This is a genomic window from Variovorax sp. VRV01 (assembly GCF_014852545.1).
Lineage (GTDB): Bacteria > Pseudomonadota > Gammaproteobacteria > Burkholderiales > Burkholderiaceae_C > Variovorax > Variovorax beijingensis_A.
In genome coordinates this window covers 1-18077 of record NZ_JACVBS010000022.1, presented here as the reverse complement: position 1 = coordinate 18077, position 18077 = coordinate 1, and the positions used below count along the sequence as shown (strand labels likewise).

The window sequence follows — 18077 nt, the reverse complement described above, 5'->3', positions numbered from 1 at the left end:
GGGGGCGAGGGGAACGCGGCGGCAACGCCCGCCTCCATGGTCCGGCGGTTTTTTTCGTCCATCCGTGGGATCGACGCGACGGCATGACCAATGGCAGATGCGCCAGTGCGACGGTTGGCTTACATTCGACGGCCCCCGCCTCGCCCCAGCAAGTGAACTCAAGCATTTCCAGCCCCGCCGCGCGCACCAAGCGTGTCCTGGTGATCCACTATTCGCAGACCGGCCAGCTCGGCAGCGTCGCCGAGCAGATCGTCGCGCCGCTCAGGGCCGACCCGGGGATCTCCGTGCACGTCGAAACCCTGCGCCCCGAGGCGGATTTTCCGTTCCCGTGGCCGTTCCTGACCTTCTTCGACGCGTTCCCGGAGTCGGCCCACATGAAGCCGCCGCCGCTGGCGCCGCTCTCGCTCGCGGGCGACGAGGATTTCGACCTTGTCATCCTGCCGTACCAGGTGTGGTTCCTGGCGCCGTCGCAGCCGGTCGTCGCCTTCCTGAAGCATCCGCTGGCGCGGCGCCTGCTCGAGGGCAAGCCGGTGGTCACGGTCATCGCCTGCCGCAACATGTGGCTGCTGGCCCACGAGAAGCTCAAGGGCCTGCTCGACGCGGCGGGCGCGCGCCTGATCGACAACGTGGTGTTCACCGATCCCGGCCCGACGCTGGCCACCTTCTTCACCACGCCGGCCTGGCTGATCTGGGGCCGCAAGCGCGGTTTCTGGGGCATGCCCGACGCCGGCCTGAGCGACGCGCAGATCCGGGGCGCGGGCCGTTTCGGCCGGGCGCTGCGCGAGGCGCTGCATGGCGACCGGGAGCGCGGATCGCAGCCGCTGCTCGCGGGCCTGGGCGCGGTGCGGGCCGACGCGCGGCTTCTTATCAGCGAAAAGGCCGGCACGCGCAGTTTTTTCCTCTGGGGCAAGCTGATCATGGCGGCGGGCCGGCCCGGCGCCTGGCAGCGCAAGCCGCTGCTGCTGCTCTACGTCATGTTCCTGCTCGTGCTGATTGTCACGGTCGTGCCGGTGAGCCTGAGCCTCCAGGCGCTGCTGCGGCCGCTGTTCAAGGGGTGGCTGACTAAAATGACAGCCAGCTTCGAACGCCCTTCGGGCTCGGCCACGGACCGCTTCCCCCTTTATGACGACTGAAGTCTTCCTGACCCGCACTGCCGCCTTCCTGCCCTTTTCCCCGGTCAGCAATGAAGACATCGAAGACGTCCTCGGCCGCATCGGCGGCAAGGCGTCGCGCGCGCGGCGGCTGATTCTCCGCAGCAACGGCATCCAGTCGCGCCACTACGCGATCGACCGGGCCACCGGCCAGCTCGCCATGAGCAATGCGCAGCTCACCGCCGAAGCGATCCGGGCGCTTGGCGACACCGGCCCGGTGGATTGCCTCGTCACCGGCACCTCGCTGCCCGACCAGCTGATGCCCAACCACGCGGTGATGGTGCACGGCGAGCTCGGCTGGCCGCGGCTCGAGGTGGTGGCTTGCGCGGGCATCTGCCTGGCGGGCACCACGGCGCTCAAGCATGCCTGGCTCTCGGTGCGTTCGGGCGACGCGCGGCGCGCGGTGGCCACCGGCTCGGAACTGGCCTCGGCCGTGATGCGCGGCTCCAGGTTCGAGGCCGAGCTTGAACACAAGCTGCAGGCGCTCGAGGAGCGGCCCGAACTCGCCTTCGAGAAAGACTTCCTGCGCTGGATGCTTTCCGACGGCGCCGGCGCGGTGCTGCTCGAGCGCGAGCCGCGCGGCCCGCTGTCGCTGCGCGTGGAATGGATCGACCTGTCTTCCGCCGCGCACGAGCTGCCGGTGTGCATGTACGCGGGCGCCGACAAGAATGCCGAGGGCGGGCTCGACGGCTGGGCGCGCACCGACCCCGAAGATTGGCGGCGCGAATCGACCTTCGCCGTCAAGCAGGACGTGCGCCTGCTCAACGAGAACATCGTGCGCGCCACGCTGGGCGAGCCGCTGGCGGCCATCGTCGAGAAGCGCGGGCTGAGGGCGGCGGACGTCGACTGGTTCCTGCCGCACCTGTCGTCCGGCTATTTCGTCGAGCCCGTGAGCCGCTGCCTCGAGTCGATGGGCTTTGCCATTCCGCGCGAGCGCTGGTTCAGCAACCTCGCGACCAAGGGCAACACCGGGTCGGCCTCGCCCTACATCATGCTCGACGAGCTGTTCCGTTCGGGCCGCATCAAGCCCGGCCACAAGCTGCTGATGTTCGTGCCCGAAAGCGGCCGCTTCTCGAGCGGCTTCATCTACATGGAAGCCGTGTGACATGAACCACGCCACAACTCGCCGAAAGGCCTGACATGGACCTCGATGCTGTTCCGCAGGAAGGCAACGCCACGCTCGACGGCCATGCCAAGCTCATGTACGCGCGCGACGCGCAGGGCCGCGTGGTCACCACGCGCTCGCGCGGCTGGGAGGCGGAGGAAATCGTCACCAGCCATGCAGTCGACGTGCTCATCGAGCAGGCCCGCGACGCCAGGGAACGCGTGGCCCGCGGGCTCGCGTCGCCGCTCGAATACTGGATGTACGAGCGCCGCATGGACGTGGCGCTGCTCTCGCAGACCAGCGGCTTCTGGCAATGGCGCGTGCGGCGCCACCTGAAGCCGAAGCACTTTGCAGCGCTGTCCGCGAAGCAGCTGGCGCGCTATTCGGAGGCGCTGGGACTTCCCGTTTCCACCTTGCAGGGCCTGCCGTGACATTCGAACACCAGCAAGCGGCGCATTGCGAAAGCGGCGTCATCTCCAGCCTCATGCGCCACCACGGCGCGCCCATGACAGAGAGCATGGCGCTCGGCCTGTCGTCGGCGCTGTCCTTCGCCTACCTGCCGTTCATCAAGCTCTCGGGCCTGCCGCTCATCTCGTACCGCATGCCGCCCAAGGCCATCATCAAGGGCCTCCTGGCGCCGATGGCCGCGCGCTTTCGCTTCGAGACCTTCCGCAGTCCCGAGGCCGGCGCGCAGCGCCTCGATGCACTGCTTGCGGGCGGGCAGATCGTGGGGCTGCAGACCTCGGTCTACTGGCTGCCGTACTTTCCGCCCAACATGCGCTTCCACTTCAACGCGCACAACCTGCTGGTGTACGGCAAGGAGGGCGACGACTACCTGATCAGCGATCCGGTGTTCGAAGAGCCGGTGCGCTGCGCCAGCGCCGATCTTTCGCGTGCGCGCTTCGCCAAGGGCGTGCTGGCACCCAAGGGCCTCATGTACTACCCGCAGGCCATCGAGCGCAAGACGGTCGATGCGGCCTCGGTGACCAAGGCGATCCGCAAGACGGTGCGCACCATGCTCGCGCCGATTCCGATCGTCGGCGTGCGCGGCATGCGCACGCTGGCCAAGCGCATGCAGAAGCTGCCGCCGGGCGATCCGCGCAGCGTCGACTTCATCGGCCACGTGGTGCGCATGCAGGAAGAAATCGGCACGGGCGGGGCGGGCTTCCGCTTCATCTACGCGGGCTTCCTGCAGGAGGCGGCGCAGCTGCTCGACAAGCCGCAGCTGCAGCAGATGTCCGAGCGGCTGATCGCCATCGGCGATGGCTGGCGCGCCTTCGCGCTCAAGGCGGCGCGCATGGTGAAGGGCCGCGAGCCGGTCGATCCCATGGCACTGGCCGGCAAGCTGCGCGAGCAGGCTCAGCAGGAAGAAACCTTCTTTCGCGACCTCAAGGCCGCTGTTGCCTGAATGAGGGCTTGTTTTTCCGTTCGTCGCGTTGGAGGGCATTCAGGGCGCGCTCCCGCCGACGGGGTACGCGGCGAAGCGAATGTCCCCCGCCTTCGGCTCCTCCTTTATTTCGCTGCGCAAGGCACCCCATCGACGGGAGCGTTGGACAGTGCGGTCGTTGATCAGCCGTGCACACAGAGCGTGCCCAGGTGCACAGGGCATCGGGTGCTCCCCGCAGCGAAATCAAGGAGGAGGCCGCAAGCCGGGGGACATTCGCGGAGGGGAGTACCCGGTGGCCTGTGCACGGGCCCTGAACAAGAGCGCCAAGAACAACAGCGCACAGCCCGATGCTCGAACTGAAGAACCTCGGCTACCGCTATCCGCACGCCGCCGCCGCCGCCGCCGCCGCCGCCGCGCTGGCCGACGTCTCGCTCGCGGTGCCCCGAGGCTGCGTGATGGGCCTGCTCGGCCCCAACGGCGCGGGCAAGACCACGCTGATCTCGCACCTCTCGGGCGCGCTCGCGGTGCAGTCGGGCGAGATCCGCATCGACGGCCAGCCGCTGCAGCAGGTGCGCGCCAAGGCACCCACGCGCATCGCGGTGGCGCCGCAGGACCAGGCCTTCTATCCGATGCTCACGGTGGCCGAGAACCTCGCATGTTTCGCCGCGGCGGGCGGCCTGGCCGGTGCGCGCAGGAAGGCGCGCATCGAGGCCTGTACGCATTTCGCCCAACTCGAGCAGTTTGCCGGCGTGCGCGCCGAGCGGCTCTCGGGCGGCCTCAAGCGCCGCCTTAACCTTGCCATCGCCTTGTTGCCCGAGCCCGAGCTGATGCTGTTCGACGAGCCCACGGTGGGCGTCGATCCGCAGTCGCGCGCCTTCATCCTCGACGCCATCAAGAGCCTCGCGCAGCAGGGCGCGGCGGTGATCTATGCCTCGCATTACATGGAAGAGATCGAGGCCATTGCCGACCGCGTGGCCATCCTCGACCATGGCCGCGTGCTGCGCGAAGGCTCGCTCGAACAGCTGCTGTCGAAGAGCGCCATGCTGCTCACGCTGGCGGCCGACGGGCTCGACGCGCAGAGGCTCTCGCGCTTCGGTGCGGTGGAGCAGGGCGGCGTGCACTGGCGCATCCACCTGCGCGAAGGCACCGGACCCGGTCCCGTGCTGGCGGCCCTGGAAGCCGAAGGCATCGAGGTGCGCCACGCCGAGTTCGGCCGCCACGATCTCGAGCAGCTCTTCATGGCGCTCACCCATCGCTCGCTGCGCGATTGAAGAACCCCATGCTCTTCGCGCTCATCAAGAAGGAACTGCTCGCACTGGTGCGCGACATGCACGGGCTCGCGGCGCTGTTCCTGATGCCGATGGTCTTCATCGTGCTGATGTCGCTCACGCTGAAGGACATCTACCGGCCGCCGCTGGCCGAACTGAGCTATGCGGTCGACCGGCGCGACACCGAAACGCCCGCGCAATGGCTGCAGCAGATCTGGCAGCGCAGCCATGGCGCGCCCAAGGCGCTCGATGCCGACTGGCAGGCGCAGCTGCGAAGCGGCGCGCTCAAGTACGTGATCGTGCTGGAGCCCGGCCTGTCGGAGGAACTCGAATCGGCCGCGCTGTCGACCCAGGCCCACATCCGGCTGCTGACGGAGCCCGGCATCGACGCCAACCTGTTCAACGCGCTGCGCGCCGAACTCATCGGCGCGTCCGGCGAACTGAAGGCACGCCTGGCGCTGGCGGTGCCCGGCACCTCGGGCCCGCCGCCGGGCGCCTCGATCCAGGCGCTGGTGAAGGCCGAGCGCTATGCCACCGCCGGGCCGCGGCCCACTTCGGTGCAGCAGAACGTGCCCGCATGGCTGGTGTTCGGCATGTTCTTCGTGGTCGCCTCGCTCTCCAGCCTGTTCGTGCAGGAACGCAGCTCCGGCGCGCTGGGCCGGCTGCGCAGCCTGGGCGTCTCGCGCGTCATGCTGCTGATGTCAAAGGCGCTGCCCTACCTGGGCGTCAACGCGCTGCAGGCCGTGCTGATGCTGGCCGCCGGCATCTGGCTGATGCCGCTGATCGGCGGCGACGCGCTTTCGCTCGCGGGTATCCATTGGGGCGCGCTGGTGCTGGCGCTCGCGGCCGTGAGCCTGGCCGCGGTGAGCCTGTCGCTGGCGCTCGCATGCGCAGTGCGCAGCCATGCGCAGGCCGCCACCATCGGGCCGATGGTCAACGTGCTGATGGCGGCAGCCGGCGGCATCATGGTGCCCAAGTTCGTCATGCCGGCCTTCATGCAGCGGCTGGTCGAGATCTCGCCGATGAACTGGGGGCTGGAGGCGCTGCTCACCGTGCTGCTGCGCGGCGGCGGCGTGGCCGACACGCTGCCGCAGGTCGGTCGGCTCGTGGTGTTTGCGGCAGCCATGTTCCTTCTCGCCGTCTTTCTGTTTCGCAGGCGCGCATCGTGACCCACTCCCATTCCGCTGAATTCATCGCCAGCCTGAAGGCCATGGTGCTCGAGGCCGTCGAAAAGGACGCACCGCCGGGCGGCCTTGGCGACGACGAGCCGCTGTTCGGGCCCGAGGCCCGGCTCGACCTCGATTCGCTCGATGCCCTCCAGGTATCGATGACGATCCAGCAGCGCTTTGGCGTGCGCATGCCCGACAGCAAGGAAACGCGCCGCGCGCTCAGCTCCATCGCCCACCTGGCCGACCACCTGGTGCAAGCGGGCAAGGCATGAGCGGCAAGAGCGTGTACCTTGCCGGCATGGGCCTGGCCTGCGCGCTCGGCAACGATCTTCTGTCCGCCGTGGCCGCCCTGGCGCGCGGCGGCGTGCAGCCGGTGCCGGTCGCCGTCTCGGAAGGCGTGCAGTGGCCGGTGCACAAGCTCCCGCCGCAGGAGGGCGATTGGAAGCAGCGGCTGGAGCGCGTCGTACGCGGCGTGGCCGCGCAGGCGTACCAAGGGGCGGCGGCGGCGGCGGCGCGGTCCGGGCCGCTCTTCGTCGCATCGTCCTCGCTCGACATCGGCGGCATGGAACACACGGTGCAAGACTTGCGGCTGGGCGGCGACCTGCAGGACTTTGCCGGCCTCGTGGCCGCTGCGCTCGACTGGCAAGGGCCGGTCTTCACCATCTCGACGGCCTGCACCTCGGCGCTCAACGCCGTGCTCGCGGCCTGCGACCTGATTCGCAGCGACCAGGCCGGCGAGGCACTGGTGATCGGCGCCGAGCTGGGCAACCGCTTCACGGTGGCCGGCTTCGGCGCGATGCAGCTGCTCTCGCCCGACAGCGCGCGGCCCTTCGGCGCCGGACGCAACGGGCTGGTGCTTGGCGAGGCGGTGGCCGCATTGCGCCTCGGCTCGCGCGCGGCGCGCTGGCGCATCGTGGGCGGGGCCAACGTGGTCGACGGGCGCAATCCATCGGGCACCGAAGCCAGCGCGGTGCTTGCGATGTGCCATCAGGCACTGGCGCAGAGCGGGCTGCGGCCGCAGGACATCGACCTGATCAAGGTGCAGGCTGCGGGCAGCCCGGCCAACGATGCGATCGAGGCGATGGCATTGAAGCAGGTCTTCGATCCGCTGCCGCCGCTGGTGTCGCTCAAGTCGGCGATCGGCCACACGCTGGGTGCCTCGGGTGCCGCCGAGCTGGCCTTGCTCGTTGCCTGTATCGAGAGTGGCGTGTGGCCGTCGGCCGGCTATGCGCTCGACGATGAACTCGGCATTGCCCTGAGCACGCAGGCGCCGGCCGGGCTGCGCCACATCCTGCTCAATGTGGTCGGGTTCGGCGGCGGGCACGCCTCGCTGGTGCTGGAGGATGGCCGATGAACGCCGGCTCCGCCCAGGCATGGCGCACCGCCGCCCACTTCACGGCCGATCCGCTGCCTGCGGACTGGCGCGACCGGCTCGCGCACCGGCTCGGCCGGCGGCCGCGGCGCGTCGGGCTCTGGACCGAGCTTGCGATGTTCGGGGCCCGGCAGTGCCTCGATGCCGCGGGCGAGGCGGCCTTGCCCGCGGGGGCGCGCCTGCGCGTCTCGAGCCTGCGCGGCGCCTGGGGAGCGACGCATGCGGGCCTGGCGCAGCTCGACGCCGGCATGCTGATGCCGTTCACCTTCATGCAGGGCCAGCCCGCGCTGATGCTGGCGGAGGTCGGCCGCTGCCTCGAATGGCAGGGCGACGCGAGCTTTGCGCTCAGCCGCGATCCGCAGCAGCTGCTGCAGTTCTCGAAGCTGGGCGCCGGCAGCGCCGGCCTGCTGGTCGGAGTGGTGGAAGAGGAGCGCAATGGCGAGAAGCCGCGCTCCGAATGGTGGCGGCTGGTGCCGGCCTGAAGCACCGCAAGGCAATCCCGCAGGCGCGGAATCAGGCCAGCGCTGCGATCGACCGGGCCAGGTTGGCGCGGGCCCTTGCCTCCAGCAGTGCATGCATTCGCGGCGTGGCGTAGATCGCCTCCCGCGCGAGGAAGCGTTGCAGGATCGCGCGGCGGCGCGGCCGGCGCACCTCGGCGGGCACGAACGCATATTCGGCATGCACCTGCCGTTCGTACTCGTCGAAGCGCGCGGGGTCCGCGCCGAGGATCGACAGGTCGATGTCGATCAGCAGTTCGGCATCGCGGCCCTCGGGCACGGCATCGTGCCGCGTGGCCATCACGAGCGCATGCACGCGGTCGGCCGCGTCGGCCGGCGCGCCGGCCGAGAGGATGGCGCCGCGCGCCCATTCGGCGCTGCGGGCCTCGTTGTCGTGCGCATGCACGTCGTAGACCGCGTCATGGAACCACAACGCGAGCGCCACTTCGCCGGGGCGTTCGGCCAGTTCCTTCTCGCGCTCGAACCAGGCCAGGCATTCGCCGAGATGCTGCAGCGTGTGATAGTGGCGCTGCGGCTCGCCGTAGCGGCACTGCAGTTCGATGCACAGCGCCTCGTCGGCAGCGGCCACGCCCAGCGCGCGCCAGGCGGCATTCCAGTTGTCCCGCAGTGCCTCGGGTGCCATCGGGCTATTGCTCCATGGCGGCCTTGACCTCCTGGCCGAGGTCGAGCACCGACATCGCGTAGTAGCTGCTCCAGTTGTAGCGCGTGATCACGTAGAAGTTGCGCGTGCCGGCCACATAGCTTGGCGGCGCATCGGCGCCGTTCTGCAGTTCGATCAGCGCGAGCAGGCCCTTGTGGCGCAGGCCCTCGCCTTCAGGGACCGCACCGGCCGCCACGAAGCTGTCGGTGCTGAAGCTCGGCAGGATGTCGGGCGCCAGCAGCAACGCCTTCTGGAGGCGGGCCTCCTCGAAATGCACGGGGTAGGTGGCGGGCATCCCGGGCGTCCAGCCAAAGGCCTTGAAGTAGTTGGCCACCGAGCCGATCACGTCGGCGGGGTTGTCGACCAGGTCGATGCGGCCGTCGCCGTCGAAGTCGACCGCGTACTTGGCGATGCTGCTGGGCATGAACTGCGGCATGCCCATGGCGCCCGCATAGCTGCCCACGGGCCGCAGCGGGTTGTCCGAAGTGCGGCTTTCGGTGCTCAGGAAGCTCTCGAGTTCGCCGCGGAAGAAGGCCTCTCGCTCGGCCGCGCGCGGATGGGCCTGCGGGAAATCGAACGACAGCGTGGCCAGTGCATCGATCACGCGGAAGTTGCCCATGTTGCGGCCGTAGATGGTTTCCACGCCGATGATGCCCACGATGATCTCGGCCGGCACGCCGTACATCGCCTCCGCGCGCGCGAGCGTGTCGGCATTGTTGCGCCAGAAGCGCACGCCGGCGGCAATGCGCGTCGCGTCGATGAAGCGGCTGCGGTAGGCCTGCCAGTTCTTCACCGTGCCGGCCGGGCCCGGCAGCATCAGGCGCGGCACGTTCGGCAAGAAGCGCGCGCTGCCGATGGTGGCGCGCACCCATTCGCGGTCGAGGCCGCGGCGCTCGGCCACCTCGTCGGCAAAGCGCATGGCGTCCTCGCGCGTGGCGTAGGGCGTGCTGCCGGCCACGGTTTTCACGCTGCGGGCGCTGGGGGCTTTCTGGGCCTGCGCCCCCATGGACCCTGCGCAGCAGGCGGCGAGGAGGGCAACGGCGGCGGCGCGGCGCGGCGTGGGAAGAAAAAATCGCATGGCGCCGATTGTGCCGTCCGCGCGAGCCTGCCTCGGCGGGACGCACGCGGCATCAGCGGGCAGCGGAGGGCGCGGCGGGCCAGTCCAGGCGCCGGAACTCGGCCCGCAGGGCCGCGAGCGAGGCCGGCGAGGCCTGGGCGTAGCGCTGGGCCTCGAGCTTCAACAGCCATTCGCCCACCGCCTGCGCCGCGGGGCCGAAGCGGGCCTCTGCCTGGGCGGCCATCTGGCGCGGCGGTGCCGTGCCGGACACCTCGAGGCCGGCCTTGGCGAGGCGCGCGCGCGCCTGGCCGAGCAGGCGCAGCCACGGGTCGTGCTGGCTGCGCTCCCACAGGGCCCATGCCGCGCCGGCAAGGCTCGCGCCCACCAGCAGGTAGAGCAGCACGTAGGCCAGGTCCTCGAGGCTGGGCGCGTTGAAGCCGATGCTCTTGAGCAGGTTGAGCTGCCGGCTCTGCGTGTAGTTGAGCACCCACTGGTTCCAGCCGTTGTTCACCGCTTCCCAGGCGGCGCGCAGGTTCTGCGCCAGCGTGGGGCTCATCGCGCCGATGGCGCCTGCGAACAGGCCCGGCTGCGGCACGAGCCGCTGCTGCTGGCCGACCCGGCCCGGCGACACCGCGCCCGTGGGATCGACGCGCACCCAGCCCACGCCGTCCTCCCAGACCTCGGCCCAGGCGTGCGCGTCGCTCTGGCGCAGCACCCAGTAGTTGTCGACGCCGTTGAGTTCGCCGCCCTGGTAGCCGGTCACGATGCGCGCCGGAATGCCTGCTCCGCGCATCAGCACCACGAAGGCCGAGGCGATGTGCTCGCAGAAGCCTTCCTTGCGGTCGAACCAGAACTCGTCGGCCGTGTCGTTGCCATAGACGCCGGGCTCCAGCGTGTAGCTGTAGCCACCGGTGCGCAGCCGCTGCAATGCGGCGCGGATGAAGGCCTGCGTGCCGCCGCTGGCCAGCGCGGGCTGGGCGCGCATTTCCGCGGCAAGCGCAGCGGTGCGCGGGTTCGATCCGGGCGGCAGCGCGAGATAGGGCCGCAGCGCGGCCGTCTGCCGCATGGGGCCGCTGTGGAACTGCGTGTAGCTCTCGGCGCGGTAGCGCACGAGGTCGGCGATGGGGCGGTTCGCCACCCATTGCAGGTCGGGTGTGCCCGTGACTTCGAAGCCGGGCGCCTGCGGCGCGGCGGGCGCCGCATCGAGCGTGAGCAGCCAGGGGCGGTGGTTGGGTTCGAGCGTGACCTCGTAGCGCACCGGTTGGCCGCTGGTGCGCAGGTTGCCCGATGGCGGCGCGCCGCGCGCCCAGGACGGCAGCGCCGTCCATTCGCGCCCGTCGAACTGCGCGAGCACCGGGCCGCGGAAGTACAGCTGATTCTGGGGCGGCGCGCGGTTGTCCTCGAACTTGATGCGCGCCGCGATGCTGTCGTCGAGCGCCAGTTCGGCGATGGCGCCCACGCGCATGGTGTTCGACAGGCCCGTGCGCCCGGCCATCGCATCGGCGGGCGTGCCCCACAGCGGCGCGAAGCGCGGAAACAGCAGGAACAGCGCGAGCATGATCGGCGCGCCCGCCAGGGCCATCCAGCTGGCAGTGCGCGCCGCCTGCATCAGCGGCGGCTTGCCCACCGGCATGTGCGCATTGACCAGCGCGGTGAGCAGGCCCAGCAGCGCCAGCAGCATGGTGACCGCGGTCATCAGCGACTGCGAGTAGAAGAAGTTCGTGAGCATCGCGAAGAAGCCCAGGAAGAAGATGACGAAGGCGTCGCGGCGCGCGCGCAGCTCCAGCGTCTTGAGCGCGAGCAGGATCACGACCAGCGTGACCCCGGCATCGCGTCCCAGCAGCGTGCGGTGGGTGGCGAACGTGGCGGCCAGCGCCAGCACCAACAGGCCCACGCGCGCCCACTTGCCCGGCAGCGGACGGGCCTCCACGGCGAGCGTGCTGCGCCACACCAGCACCATCGCCGTGATGGCGGTGCACCACCAGGGCAGGTTCGCGGCCTGCGGCAGCACGATGAGCGCGATCACCGCGAGCAGGAACAGCGTGTCCCGGGCGTCCCTTGGCAGCGCGGAGATTTCCCGCATGAACTTGTTCATGGGCGCGGCTCCAAATTCAACATAGCGCCAGCGCCTCCAGGCAGGCCCTTCGGTGGGCTTCTCCCTGCGAGGGCTGCACCACGCGCGCGGCCACGCGGATGCCGTAGTCCACGCCCAGCCGGTCCGCCATCAGCACCCAGGCACAGAGCCGCGAGAGCCGGGCCTCGGTGTCGGCGAGTTGGGTGGCCTGCGCGTCGAGCCACAGCTCCTCGCGCTGCGTCTGCTGCGTGTCGCGGCTCACCAGGTCTTCCGAGCCGGTGGCTTGCGCGCGGGCCGCCTTCTTCCAGACCACGAGCTTGAGCGGGTCGCCGCGCCGGTAGGCCCTGAGGCCGTCGTACTCGCCGGCGGCCTGCGCGCGCAGCGCGGCCGATGTGGCGGCCGGGCCCGACAGCGGCTCGCCCGGCGGCAGCGGCGGCGGATGGGCCTCGGGCGCCGGATAGACCAGCATCTTCGCGGCCGGCCGCCACACCGTCCAGACGCGGAAGGTGCCGAGCGGAAAGCGCGTTTCGGCGGTGAGCGCAGGCACCGGGTGGAGCCCGCGCCGCTCGGGCTTGAATGCGATCTCGACCGTGGCGCTGCCTTCGGCCGGAACGTCGGTCCAGGCCCACTGGCCGCTGCCGCGCACGGCCATGCCGATGCCGTAGCGCACGCTGCGCCGCGTGTTGTGCAGCACCACGCGAAAGACCGCGGCGGCGCCTGCGTAGTGCGCCTCGGGCGGCATCATGTGCATGGCCAGGCCGCGCAGCGTGGCGTGGCTCACGTGCATGCCCACGGCCACGCTGCCCGCGAGCAGGAAGGTCAGCAGGTAGCCGAGGTTGAGCTGGTAGTTGATCGACGCGATCAAGAGCACCAGCAGCGTGGCGCCCAGCGTCCAGCCGGCGCGCGTGGGCACGATGTAGACGTTGCGCTGGGTGAGCTCCATCGTGTCCGAAGGCGGCCGGCGCGACAGGAACCAGCCGTCGATGCGCGAGCGTAGCGACGCGATCATCGGTGGCCGGAGGGCGTGCTCGTTTTCACGGCAGCGGCACGTCCGCGATCATTGCGCGCACCTGCTCCACGGCACCGCGGCCCGCGTCGCCCACCGGGGTGAGGCGGTGCGCAATGGTCTGCGGCAGGATCGACTGCACGTCGTCCGGTGCCACGTAGTTTCGGTTGGCCAGCAGCGCCTGCGCCTTGGCGGCGCGCAGCACGGCGATGCCGGCGCGCGGCGAGAGGCCCTGCAGGAACCAGCGGCCGGAACGCGTGGCGGCGATCAGGTCCTGCACGTAGTTCAGCAGCGGCTCGGCCGCATGCACCTGCTGCACGCGCTGCTGCAGCGCGGTCAGCTCGCCGGCGGTCAGCATGGCGGGCAGGGTGGCCAGCATTTCGCGTCGATCGGCGCCCGAGAGCAGCTCGCGCTCCGCGGCGCGGTCGGGGTAGCCCAGCGAGATGCGCATGAGGAAGCGGTCGAGCTGCGATTCGGGCAGCGCGAAAGTGCCGAGCTGGTCCTGCGGGTTCTGCGTGGCAATCACGAAGAAGGGCGTGGGCAGCGGCCGCGTCTCGCCCTCGATGGTGACCTGCTTTTCTTCCATGGCTTCGAGCAGCGCGCTTTGCGTCTTGGGGCTCGCGCGGTTGATCTCGTCGGCCAGCAGCACCTGCGCGAAGATCGGCCCGGGGTGGAACACGAAGGCCTGCTGGCCCCGGTCGTAGATGGCCACGCCCGACAGGTCGCCCGGCATCAGGTCGGCGGTGAACTGCACCCGGGAAAACTGCAGCCCGAAGGTGTGCGACAGCGCATGGGCGAGGGTGGTCTTGCCGACCCCCGGCACATCCTCGATCAGCAGGTGACCGCCCGCGAGCAGGCAGGCCACGCAGTCGCGCACCTGGGGCTCCTTGCCCACGATCACCGTGTTAAGCTGACTCAGCAAAGTGGCAAGCTTCGCAGCAACGTCCATATTTGTATCCATATGCAAACGATACCGTAAGACTGCGCGGCCCCATGCCGTGTGAGGTCTAGATACGACAGAGACACGGCAAACACATGGGCAAGACCGGCTACTTCACACATCGCGATTGCTGGAAGCACGACATGGGCCGGGGCCATCCCGAATGTCCCGAGCGGCTCGACGCCATCGAGGACAGGCTGCTGCTCACCGGCGTGGGCGACGCGCTCGAACACCGCGACGTGCCGCTGGCCACCCTGGCCCAGATCACGCGCGCGCACAGCGAGGCGCACCTCGAACATCTCGAATCGCTGCACCAGCGCCTGGTGGCCGACGAGCCGGCCGGCGGACCCCGGCATGCGCAGCTCGACCCCGACACCATTCTGAACCGCTTCACGCTGCTGGCCGCGCGCCGCGCCGCGGGCGCCGCCATTGCCGCCACCGATGCGGTGATGGCGGGCGAGATCGAGAACGCGTTCTGCTCGGTGCGCCCGCCCGGACACCATGCCTGCCGCGAGCAGGCCATGGGCTTTTGCTTCCTCAACAACGTGGCCATTGCGGCGCGGCATGCGCTCGAGGTGCACGGGCTGGAGCGCGTGGCCATCGTCGACTTCGACGTGCACCACGGCAACGGCACCGAGAACATTTTGTCGAACGATCCGCGCGTGCTGATGGTGGGCTTCTTCCAGCATCCGTTCTATCCGTACAGCGGCACCGAGCACCCGGCCTCGAACATGCTGAACCTGCCGATCCCGGCCTACACCAGGGGTATGGACGTGCGCGAGCTGATCGAGGCCGCCTGGATGCCCCGGCTCGAAGAATTCGCGCCGCAGATGGTCTTCGTGAGCGCGGGCTTCGACGCCCACCGCGAGGACGACCTGGGCCAGCTCGGCCTCACCGAGAGCGACTTCGCCTGGATCACGGGCCGCATCCGCGATGTCGCCCGGCGCCATGCGCAGGGGCGCATCGTCTCGATGCTCGAAGGGGGCTACAACCTGGACGCCCTGGCGCGCAGCGTCGAAGCCCATATCCGTGTCCTTGCCGACCTGTAGAGCCGCCGGCGCGAACGCCGCGCCCTGTTTTTCCAAGAGATGAATTTCAACGATTTCACACAACGCCTGGGCCAGGTCGACGCGCGCGGCCTGGGCATCGAGCTGGCGGCACTGGTCGCCTGCGTGGTCATCGCCTGGGTCGTCACCCGCTGGTTCGGGCGCGACCAGCCGAAGGATTCCATCTGGTTCGGCGAGCGCACCTTCGATGGGCTTTTGTTCCCGCTGCTGGCACTGGTCTTCGCCGAACTGGCCCGGCGCCTGGTAAGCGGCTACCAGCCCGTGCTCGTGTTGCGCATCGGGGTGTCGGTGTTCCTGTCGCTGGCGGTCATCCGGCTGTTCGCACGCGTGATGCGGGCGGTCTTTCCCGCCTCCAACCTGGTCCGGCTGCTGGAGCGCACGATCTCGTGGCTGGCGTGGATCGGTGCCATCCTCTGGATCGTCGGGCTGCTGCCGCCGGTGCTGGCCGAGCTCGACGACATCACGCTGGCCTTCGGCAAGACGCGCGTCAGCCTGCAGACCATCTTCCAGGGCGTGCTGTCCGCCGGGCTGGTGCTGGTGATCGCGCTGTGGATCGCCGCCACCATCGAAAAGCGCATCCTGCGCGAAGCCGTGACCGACCTCTCGATGCGCAAGGTGGCCTCGAACGCGGTGCGCGCCTTCCTGCTGCTGGTCGGCCTGCTGTTCGCGCTGTCGGCGGTGGGGGTCGACCTCACGGCGCTCTCGGTGCTGGGCGGCGCGCTGGGCGTGGGCCTGGGTTTCGGGTTGCAGAAGCTGGCCGCCAACTACGTGAGCGGCTTCGTGATTCTGCTGGAGCGTTCCATCCGCATCGGCGACAACGTCAAGGTCGACACCTTCGAGGGCCGCATCACCGACATCAAGACCCGCTACACGCTCATCCGCGCGGGCAACGGGCGCGAGGCCATCGTGCCGAACGAGTCGCTGATCACCAGCCGGGTCGAGAACCTCTCGATGGCGGACCGCAAGTTCAACATCACGACCAGCATCGTGGTGGGCTACGACAGCGACGTGGCGCAGGTGCAGGGCATCCTGTGCGAGGCGGCCAAGGCCCAGGCGCGCGTGATCACCGATCCGGCGCCCGTGGCCTTCCTGATGAACTTCGCGCCCGACGGACTGGAGTTCACGCTGAACTTCTGGGTCGCCGACCCCGACAAGGGCAAGGACAACCTGCGCTCGGCCATCAACATCGCCATTCTCGAAGGCCTGCGCAGCGCGGGCGTGGACATTCCGTATCCGCAGCGCGTGCTGCGGGTGGAGTCGCTGCCGCCGGGCGTTTCCGCAGCGCGCGGCCCTGCCGTATAATCACGAAAAAGCACGGTCGTTCTTTTTTGTTGCACCACGATACCAGTCGCCATGGGCGCAGGTGCGGCAAAGGCCGGACCCTAAAATGACCGGCTGCCCTCGAAGCCCCCTTTTTGCAATCCCAATGGAGTCAAGTCAATGAAGGTTCTAGTGCCTGTCAAACGGGTCGTCGATTACAACGTCAAGGTGCGCGTCAAGAGCGACGGCACCGGAGTGGACATTGCCAACGTCAAGATGAGCATGAACCCCTTCGACGAGATCGCCGTTGAAGAAGCGGTTCGCCTGAAGGAAAAGGGCGTGGTCACCGAAGTCATCGCCGTCTCCTGCGGCGATGCCAAGTGCCAGGAGACGCTGCGCACCGCCATGGCCATCGGCGCCGACCGCGGCATCCTGGTGGAAACCTCCGAGGAGCTGCAGCCCCTGGCCGTGGCCAAGCTGCTCAAGGCCCTGGTCGACAAGGAACAGCCCCAACTGATCATCCTCGGCAAGCAGGCCATCGACGACGACGCCAATCAAACGGGCCAGATGCTCGCCGCGCTGGCCGACCTGCCGCAAGCCACCTTCGCCTCCAAGGTCGAAGTGGCCGACGGCAAGGCCACCGTCACGCGCGAAGTCGACGGCGGCCTGGAGACCATCACGCTCAGCCTGCCGGCCGTCATCACCACCGACCTGCGCCTGAACGAGCCGCGCTACGTGACCCTGCCCAACATCATGAAGGCCAAGAAGAAGCAGCTCGACACCTTCAAGCCCGAGGACCTGGGCGTGGACGTCAAGCCGCGCCTGAAGACCCTCAAGGTCAGCGAGCCGCCCAAGCGCGGCGCCGGCATCAAGGTGCCCGATGTTGCAACGCTGGTGGACAAACTGAAGAACGAAGCGAAGGTGATCTGAACATGACCGCACTTGTTATTGCCGAACACGACCACGCGACCGTCAAGCCCGCGACCCTCAACACCGTGACCGCGGCGCTGGCCTGCGGCGGCGACGTCCACGTGCTCGTGGCCGGCGCCAACGCCGCCGAAGCCGGCAAGGCCGCCGCCCAGATCACCGGCGTGGCAAAGGTCATCGTGGCCGACAGCCCGAGCCTGGCCGAGAACCTGGCCGAGAACGTCGCCGCCCAGGTGCTGGCGATCGCTGGCAACTACAGCCACATCCTGTTCCCCTCGACCGCCAACGGCAAGAATGTCGCGCCGCGCGTGGCCGCCAAGCTCGACGTGGCGCAGATCAGCGACATCACGCTGGTGATCAGCCCCGACACCTTCGAGCGCCCGATCTATGCGGGCAACGCCATCGCCACCGTGCAGAGCAGCGACGCCACCAAGGTGATCACGGTGCGTACCACCGGCTTCGATGCCGCCGCCGCCACGGGTGGCAGCGCAAGCGTTGAAACGGCCGAAGGCGTGGCCGACAGCGGCAAGAGCACTTTTGTGGGCCGTGAAGTCACCAAGAGCGACCGCCCCGAACTCACCGCCGCCAAGATCATCGTCTCCGGTGGCCGGGCCCTGGGCAGCGCCGAGAAGTTCACCGAGGTGATGACGCCGCTGGCCGACAAGCTCAACGCCGGCCTGGGCGCGAGCCGCGCCGCGGTGGATGCGGGCTACGCCCCGAACGACTGGCAAGTGGGCCAGACCGGCAAGATCGTCGCGCCGCAGCTGTACATCGCCTGCGGCATCTCGGGCGCGATCCAGCACCTGGCCGGCATGAAGGACTCCAAGGTGATCGTGGCGATCAACAAGGACGAGGAAGCGCCGATCTTCTCGGTGGCCGACTACGGCCTCGTGGCCGACCTGTTCACGGCCGTGCCCGAACTGGTGAAGGCGCTCTGACGCGATTGCCGCATTGAGCCGGAGGGCATCGTTCGCGATGCCCTTTTCGTATCCGCTGTATCTGGAGACAAGAGATGAGCTACACCGCCCCCCTCAAGGACATGCTGTTCGACATCGAGCACCTGGCCAACATCGGCGAGATCGCCAGGCTGCCGGGCTTCGAGGACGCCGGCCTCGAAACCGCACAGGCCGTGCTCG

The 18077-nt window shown here is 69.2% G+C and carries 19 protein-coding genes; 14 read left to right on the top strand and 5 right to left on the bottom strand.

Features of this window, described 5'->3' with window-relative positions; all coding sequences use genetic code 11:
* Positions 1–152: 152 nt before the first annotated feature.
* From IB278_RS28555 to IB278_RS28515, 9 genes are all read left to right on the top strand, one after another.
* Entirely contained in the window at positions 153–1133 is a 981-nt protein-coding gene (locus IB278_RS28555) for a dialkylrecorsinol condensing enzyme (RefSeq protein ID WP_192327176.1), read from the top strand.
* Positions 1123–2256, top strand: coding sequence for a beta-ketoacyl-ACP synthase III (locus tag IB278_RS28550; RefSeq protein ID WP_192327173.1), 1134 nt, complete (start codon positions 1123–1125; stop codon positions 2254–2256). Before IB278_RS28555 ends, IB278_RS28550 begins: the two co-directional genes overlap by 11 nt.
* Before the next feature lie 35 nt (positions 2257–2291).
* Positions 2292–2687 carry a hypothetical protein gene (locus IB278_RS28545; RefSeq protein WP_145747305.1) on the top strand — a complete coding sequence of 132 codons (396 nt, stop codon included), beginning with the start codon at positions 2292–2294 and terminating at the stop codon, positions 2685–2687.
* On the top strand, positions 2684–3664 hold the full coding sequence (locus IB278_RS28540; protein ID WP_145747306.1) for a BtrH N-terminal domain-containing protein: 981 nt from the start codon (positions 2684–2686) through the stop codon (positions 3662–3664). Before IB278_RS28545 ends, IB278_RS28540 begins: the two co-directional genes overlap by 4 nt.
* Positions 3665–3990: 326 nt before the next feature.
* Entirely contained in the window at positions 3991–4914 is a 924-nt protein-coding gene (locus tag IB278_RS28535; protein WP_192327171.1) for an ABC transporter ATP-binding protein, read from the top strand.
* An 8-nt stretch (positions 4915–4922) separates the two neighbouring features.
* Positions 4923–6080, top strand: coding sequence for an ABC transporter permease (locus tag IB278_RS28530; RefSeq protein WP_145747308.1), 1158 nt, complete (start codon positions 4923–4925; stop codon positions 6078–6080).
* Positions 6074–6352, top strand: coding sequence for an acyl carrier protein (locus IB278_RS28525; protein WP_145747322.1), 279 nt, complete (start codon positions 6074–6076; stop codon positions 6350–6352). The genes IB278_RS28530 and IB278_RS28525 overlap by 7 nt, the downstream gene beginning before the upstream one ends.
* Positions 6349–7434 carry a beta-ketoacyl synthase N-terminal-like domain-containing protein gene (locus tag IB278_RS28520; protein ID WP_192327168.1) on the top strand — a complete coding sequence of 362 codons (1086 nt, stop codon included), beginning with the start codon at positions 6349–6351 and terminating at the stop codon, positions 7432–7434. The genes IB278_RS28525 and IB278_RS28520 overlap by 4 nt, the downstream gene beginning before the upstream one ends.
* Positions 7431–7934, top strand: coding sequence for a hypothetical protein (locus tag IB278_RS28515; RefSeq protein WP_145747310.1), 504 nt, complete (start codon positions 7431–7433; stop codon positions 7932–7934). The genes IB278_RS28520 and IB278_RS28515 overlap by 4 nt, the downstream gene beginning before the upstream one ends.
* 31 nt (positions 7935–7965) lie before the next feature.
* On the opposite strand, the gene IB278_RS28510 is transcribed toward IB278_RS28515, so the two are convergent.
* Genes IB278_RS28510 through IB278_RS28490 form a run of 5 tightly spaced genes read right to left on the bottom strand, consistent with a single transcriptional unit; the run spans position 7966 to position 13696 of the window.
* Positions 7966–8592, bottom strand: coding sequence for an N-methyl-D-aspartate receptor NMDAR2C subunit (locus tag IB278_RS28510; protein ID WP_145747311.1), 627 nt, complete (start codon positions 8590–8592; stop codon positions 7966–7968).
* A 4-nt stretch (positions 8593–8596) separates the two neighbouring features.
* Positions 8597–9688, bottom strand: coding sequence for a lytic murein transglycosylase B (gene mltB / locus IB278_RS28505; RefSeq protein WP_192327165.1), 1092 nt, complete (start codon positions 9686–9688; stop codon positions 8597–8599).
* Positions 9689–9740: 52 nt separating this feature from the next.
* Positions 9741–11762: a transglutaminaseTgpA domain-containing protein gene (locus tag IB278_RS28500; protein ID WP_192327162.1), complete on the bottom strand. Its 2022-nt coding sequence runs from the start codon at positions 11760–11762 to the stop codon at positions 9741–9743.
* Positions 11763–11778: 16 nt separating this feature from the next.
* Positions 11779–12750 carry a DUF58 domain-containing protein gene (locus IB278_RS28495; protein WP_192327159.1) on the bottom strand — a complete coding sequence of 324 codons (972 nt, stop codon included), beginning with the start codon at positions 12748–12750 and terminating at the stop codon, positions 11779–11781.
* 25 nt (positions 12751–12775) lie between these two features.
* Entirely contained in the window at positions 12776–13696 is a 921-nt protein-coding gene (locus tag IB278_RS28490; protein ID WP_145747315.1) for an AAA family ATPase, read from the bottom strand.
* Between the two features lie 86 nt (positions 13697–13782).
* Between IB278_RS28490 and IB278_RS28485 the strand changes: the two genes are divergently transcribed.
* The 5 genes from IB278_RS28485 to IB278_RS28465 all read left to right on the top strand — a co-directional run.
* Entirely contained in the window at positions 13783–14736 is a 954-nt protein-coding gene (locus tag IB278_RS28485; protein WP_145747316.1) for a histone deacetylase family protein, read from the top strand.
* Positions 14737–14775: 39 nt separating this feature from the next.
* Positions 14776–16056 (top strand): mechanosensitive ion channel family protein, encoded by a 1281-nt coding sequence (locus IB278_RS28480; RefSeq protein ID WP_145747317.1) that lies wholly within the window; start codon positions 14776–14778, stop codon positions 16054–16056.
* A gap of 138 nt (positions 16057–16194) precedes the next feature.
* Complete coding sequence (locus IB278_RS28475; protein WP_145747318.1) at positions 16195–16944, top strand: electron transfer flavoprotein subunit beta/FixA family protein; 750 nt, start codon at positions 16195–16197, stop codon at positions 16942–16944.
* A gap of 2 nt (positions 16945–16946) precedes the next feature.
* Entirely contained in the window at positions 16947–17879 is a 933-nt protein-coding gene (locus tag IB278_RS28470) for an electron transfer flavoprotein subunit alpha/FixB family protein (RefSeq protein WP_192327156.1), read from the top strand.
* Between the two features lie 74 nt (positions 17880–17953).
* Positions 17954–18077: acyl-CoA dehydrogenase N-terminal domain-containing protein (locus IB278_RS28465; protein WP_192327153.1), on the top strand; the 124-nt coding region annotated here is incomplete at its 3' end.